At 32.2% G+C, this 5708-nt stretch carries 5 protein-coding genes; 1 reads left to right on the top strand and 4 read right to left on the bottom strand.

Annotated elements, in window-relative coordinates:
* Positions 1-121 precede the first annotated feature (121 nt).
* The 4 genes from AB5123_RS13630 to AB5123_RS13615 are packed head-to-tail and all read right to left on the bottom strand — an operon-like array spanning position 122 to position 3744.
* Complete coding sequence (locus tag AB5123_RS13630) at positions 122-787, bottom strand: ABC transporter ATP-binding protein (protein ID WP_117894140.1); 666 nt, start codon at positions 785-787, stop codon at positions 122-124.
* 19 nt (positions 788-806) lie between these two features.
* Positions 807-2009 carry a hypothetical protein gene (locus AB5123_RS13625; RefSeq protein WP_117894137.1) on the bottom strand — a complete coding sequence of 401 codons (1203 nt, stop codon included), beginning with the start codon at positions 2007-2009 and terminating at the stop codon, positions 807-809.
* A 7-nt stretch (positions 2010-2016) separates the two neighbouring features.
* Positions 2017-3186 (bottom strand): hypothetical protein, encoded by a 1170-nt coding sequence (locus tag AB5123_RS13620; protein ID WP_117894134.1) that lies wholly within the window; start codon positions 3184-3186, stop codon positions 2017-2019.
* 21 nt (positions 3187-3207) lie between these two features.
* On the bottom strand, positions 3208-3744 hold the full coding sequence (locus tag AB5123_RS13615; RefSeq protein WP_117958376.1) for a hypothetical protein: 537 nt from the start codon (positions 3742-3744) through the stop codon (positions 3208-3210).
* Between the two features lie 706 nt (positions 3745-4450).
* Here AB5123_RS13615 and AB5123_RS13610 point away from each other — a divergent pair.
* A complete protein-coding gene (locus AB5123_RS13610) occupies positions 4451-5485 on the top strand; it encodes an AAA family ATPase (RefSeq protein ID WP_368364953.1) in 1035 nt (344 codons plus the stop codon).
* Positions 5486-5708 lie beyond the last annotated feature (223 nt).

The raw sequence follows: 5708 nt of genomic DNA, 5'->3' as shown, positions 1-5708 counted from the left end.
GATAAAATCGAGCTTTTCGTGGTGCGGATGACGGGACTTGAACCCACATGACCTTGCGATCACTAGCACCTGAGGGTAGCGTAACGACAGTGCGAGATAGCGCCCGATATCCGCCTTTATTTTACTTTACTATTCTCCCGTCACTTATCTCAATAATCCTGTCGCATTGTTCGGCGATTTTGGGATCGTGAGTAACTATCACTACTGTACGTCCCTGTTTATTCAATGATTTGAACAGTGCCATGATTTCCGCAGAGGTTTTGGTATCAAGCGCACCTGTTGGTTCATCGGCGAGTATCATGCTCGGTTCGTTGACTATCGCACGGGCGATTGCAACTCTCTGCTTTTGTCCGCCAGAAAGCTTATTGCAGGGCTTTTTCGCAAGTTCTCCAATGCCAACAGATTTTAATGCAGCAAGAGCCTTTTCTTTTTTATTTTTTATTTTCTGCTTTGAGAAATTGAGTGGAATCATAACATTTTCCAAAGCTGTGAAATCTTCTACAAGAGCAAAATCTTGCATTACCATGCCTATTTTTTCATTACGAATTTTTGCATATTGCTTTTCTGAAAGATTTTTTACCAGAGTTCCGTCAATAGTATATTCGCCTTCCTGATAATTGTCAATGCAAGCAAGAATATGCAAAAGTGTAGATTTTCCTGCTCCGGATTTGCCAATAACAGCCACAAGCTCTCCGTCATTAATCTCACAAGAAATTCCATGCAATGCTTCAAATTCGTTGGATTTTTTAGGATTGTATTTTTTTGTTATGTTTGATATTTTTATCATGATTACCTACCTGTTGTCTTTATTTATTATCTATCAATAATTCACGTGGATTTTGCTTTGAAATAATTAAAATCGGGAGTATTATTGATACTATTATATTCAAGAGTCCCATAAGTACACACATAATTATTTCCGGAAGATTAAAGCTTATAATATATTGCGAAGAACCATTCATATTTGTAAAAATGAAAGCTAAAATTCCTGATAATACAACACCAAACAGCCATGTAAATAAACCGTTTAGAAGACTGATAATTATTCCAACTTTCCATTTTGCTCCACAAATAAAAAATATAGAATAAGCTTTTAAATTTGTTTTTGTTTGAATAGCATTTACCGCAACAGAATTTATAAGTGTAAGAATAAGTATGCATAAACTTATAGGTAAAATCAGTGTTATATCACTTTTTAAATATTCTATGCTGTTTTGGTTCAATTCTGATAAATCCATTAGTGCTCCAAATTGATATAATTTTCTATTTAGTTCTAATTTTTCTTCATCATTTAAGCCTTTTTCATATACAACAAAAAGTGCTCCAATTGGTTCTTGTGAAATCTCTGCATTTTTGACATCTTCGTAATTTACATAAAATTCAAGCAAATTTTTTGTTTGATATATATCTTTAAATGTATAATAATAGTTACTTTTTGAATCACCATTTGTATTTATAGTCTGTGCTGTTTTATCTAACATTCCGATAATCCTGAAGTTATAATGATTAACAGAATCTGTGAATTCAACTAAATCGCCTACTTTATATTTAGTATTATAAGTTACAACAGCTGCAATTTCATCAGAACGAGTGTCAGCTTTATTTAACCATTTGCCATATTTTATGTCGGGTGTATATAAATCTATCATATTTTGAGTATATGAAAAAATTAATGGAGATGAGTTTTCATTAGCCGGATATATATTAACTGATGTACACCCATAAACTTCTTTAATTTTATTGTTATTGACAGATATATCTTCTAACTTAAAGAAATCATCGGAAGTATAATAATTATCATCACCATACTCATAGTTTTTTGTACCGGTTGTAATTATAAATTTGCCATCTTTATTAAGAAGTTTTCTTAATGGAAGATAATCTTCAATTTTAAACATAATTGAAGATGTACATATTACAATTAAAAATAAGGTTACAGCTATTTGTATCACGACAAAGAGATTTATAAACAAATTACGCTTCATCATTTTTATTGTGTATTTAATCATAAAACTATCATCCTCCTTGTTTTTGGCTTAAAGGAAGCTTATGTAGTTGTATTATTATCATTAAATTAAGAATAAAATATATTACTGACACATAGATAAGACCAATAATAATATAATTTTTTAAATTATAAATAATATCAATATATTCAAAGCTTGATTTGAGCTGTTTTACAACAATTTTGAAATATATTGCCGATGTAATTAAAAAGCTCATTATAGATGTTATCATGATTTCTGCAACAAATATTCTTCTGGCTTTATTTATAGTACAACCATAAATTCTAAAAACAGAAATCATTTTATTTCGGGTTATTAAAACATATCTGAATAACAGAGTAAGTGTAATAGAAGATAATATAGTAAGTAAAATAGAAAGTAACATTAATGAATTGTAAAAAGGTAAGTCATCATTGACTGTATCTATTTCAGGAATAAAAGCAAAATTACCAAATATGTTATTACAAGCAGCTCGTATGTTCTGATAAGTTTTTGTACTCATTACATTTTTTGTACAAAAACTTATTTCAGTTATATTATCTAAGCTATCGGGTGAATTAATAAAAGGAATAGTTATTGTCTCGTCTATTGCATCAATTCCTACAACTTTATAAGTTTGGTTTTCTATGTTAACCTCTTGATTTATACAATCTGATGTAAAGCCATATGGAAGAACAACTTGCATAGTGCCTTTTTTAAAATCATTTTGAGAAATCATTTTACCGGAACTGGTTGGTGAATTATTATAAGAGGTTTTATACTGTATAAATGTTTTTGCTTCAGGAGAATATGATAATCTGAATGTGATACTATTAGGCTGTTCATAAATTTCAGGTATGTTGGTATTTGTTGTTTCCGCTGAATAGTATATTAAATCTAATTCTTCTAATGAACTTTCGTCAATACTAAGAAGAAGTTCTTTTATTTTTTTATTAGTTGTACTGCTATCACATATATAATATTTATTGCCATCTTCTTCATACTTGTCGATAACATTTCCAAATTGTATAATTAAATCCGATTGCTTTAAATTCTTATTTTTTAGCAATTTAAAATTTTGAAATGCACCGAAAGAAAAAAGAATAATAAATGATGCAGTAAATTGACACAACAAAAACAACACAAAAATAATTGTGTTGTTTTTGGCAAAATTTCTTATATTTTTTATTGTATAGTACATAAAAATTCCTTATTTATAGTATTAATATTGAGTCGCTGTTGCTACTAATGTTTTATTTCTAAAAGGATCAGCATCTTTTTCAAGATATGGAGATACTTTTGCGGTTAATGTATACTTATAAGTTTTGTTTTTGGGATTTCGCTGTACAGAAACTCCGCAACCTGCATTACTAGTTATAGTTTTACTTTCTTTATTGGTTGTTTTTTTAGTTTTCTTGTCATATTTTCCGATTTTAGTAAATAGAGTTAATTTTTCTTTTGTGTTTCCACTTTTTGATAAAATGGCATAAATAGAATTGTTAGTTCCTTTAAGAGAAAATGTAACGTCACCATAGCCACTATTATATCCAGGTACTTTGGTCTCTTTTTTGGATCCATTTTTTACATATGTGCTGAATGTTTTGTTATATGCATTAAATGTGGATGTTGAATAGTAAGTATCATTTCTCCATTTTAGTTCCTGATTTGTGTTAGCTGCATTAGCTTTAATAGCCATGGTTGAAGTAATCATAATTGTAGTTAAAGTTATACTAACTATACTTTTTGTGATTTTTGTCACAAAATCCTCCTATTGTCTCATGTTCAAAATTAATCAACTTTTGTAAAATATTTTACTTACCTATAATAACATAGACATTTATTTTTGTCAATATAAGTTTATGAACAAAATTATACTTTATTCATAATGTACAAAATATTAAATAATATATAGGACATTTTCATTTGCTTTGTTATAAAAAAGATAATATAATGCACTTTTTAGTTTTGTCTGTTGTGGTAAGTGTAGATGGTTACTATATTTGCAAGTGTTTAGACAGGCATAAATCCGACAAGTAGCAAAAAGACCCTCGAAGTGGCATCTTCTGGGGCTTTTGTGTGTCCGATTGGAAACACATAATCTCTTTTGTGGTTGTTTTTCTTGATTTGTCAATAATACCTCTGGATTATTTTATGGACAAGTCCATTAAACAGTGTGACTATCACATACATAAATATAACTGCCACACCCTCCATCGCAAACAGCGACGTCGAAAACGCACATCTTGCCACAGTATCAAAATCCAATCTCCTGTGCAAAACAATGAAAATACTGCATACCTCTTGACAAATGTATCAAAATGCGATACCATGAAAATGGAGAATGATAAAAGCTTGTAAAGATTTAAACGTCTTTACGAGCTTTTTGTTTTGTATATATTTTTCGCCGTGAGCAGAAAGGGTGAAACTTAATAGCAACTTGAAAATTGAATAGGAGGCTTGATAAATTGAAAAAGTTCAACTCAAAGTCCTGCGAGGAGATCATGACCACTGTGTACAGACCGATTGAATTCTGCATTGACAATCTGCTTGCGCAGGGTCTGTATATCTTAGCAGGAGCGCCGAAAGTCGGAAAATCGTGGCTTGCGCTTGATATGTGCTTGTCCATTGCGAAAGGAGAAAAGGTATTAGGTCAGCAAACTACACAAGGAACTGCGCTGTACTTGTGTCTGGAAGATAGCTATGTACGAATTCAAAATCGTCTTTACGAAATCACTGACGAACCTACAGAGCGATTGCATTTTGTAATCATGTCCGAATCAATCGGGAACGGTTTGGAGGAAGAGATTGAAAACTTTAAAAATGAGCATTACGATTTAAAAGTTGTGTTCATTGACACTCTGCAAAAGGTGCGTAACGAATCGGAGTCAAGCTACGGTACTGATTACAAAGAACTGTCTGTGCTGAAAGCACTTGCTGACAAACTTGAAATCGCAATAATAGTTGTACATCACACTAGAAAATGCAAAGACAGCGACCCATTCAATATGATCTCAGGTTCGACAGGACTGAGCGGCTGTGTAGACGGAAGTATGGTTCTGATCGAAACAAAACGTGGCAGCCGTAATGCAAAACTTTATTGTGTAGGACGTGATATTGAAAACGCAGAAATTAATTTGCAGTTCGATAGTGATTTGAAAAAGTGGGTCGTTACCGATGAGCCGTCCGCTCCAAAAAGTAAGGCCAACATTTTTCTTGCGGCATTGTATGTTTACATCAAAAAGAAAATTGATTTTTCAGGTACGGCGTCAGAACTTATAGAGAAACTGAAAAGTGTTTCTGATGAAACATTTTATCCCAACAGAGTAACAAGAGATCTGGTTTGCAACGGTTACACGCTGAGAAAATACGGCATTGATTTTGAGTACAAACGGACACGAAACTGCAGGCTGATAATTCTTCATTACGACCGTGAGCGTGACAGCAGTGACAGTAAAAACACTAGCGAAGTTACTGTCAACAGGCTGACCTTGAAAGTATGAAAAGTCCTGCAAAACCTTGCTTTACAAGATGTGACGGTAGAAATCAAAGCAAGTTTTACTGTCAACATTTCAAGGTTACTGTCAACGCAACGTAAGCCGATTTGCGGGCTTGAATTTTTGTCGGGTAAGTTTAGCCAAAGCATTTCAAAAGCCGACACAGGCGATTTGTTAGCCGCTGTGGGCGATATGTGTGAGAGGTTTTAATTCTGATAATAAAAAGGCA

Source organism: Ruminococcus sp. RTP21204st1_B2_RTP21204_210225, assembly GCF_040914135.1.
Lineage (GTDB): Bacteria > Bacillota > Clostridia > Oscillospirales > Ruminococcaceae > Hominimerdicola > Hominimerdicola aceti.
This window is presented reverse-complemented; position numbering and strand designations above follow the sequence as displayed.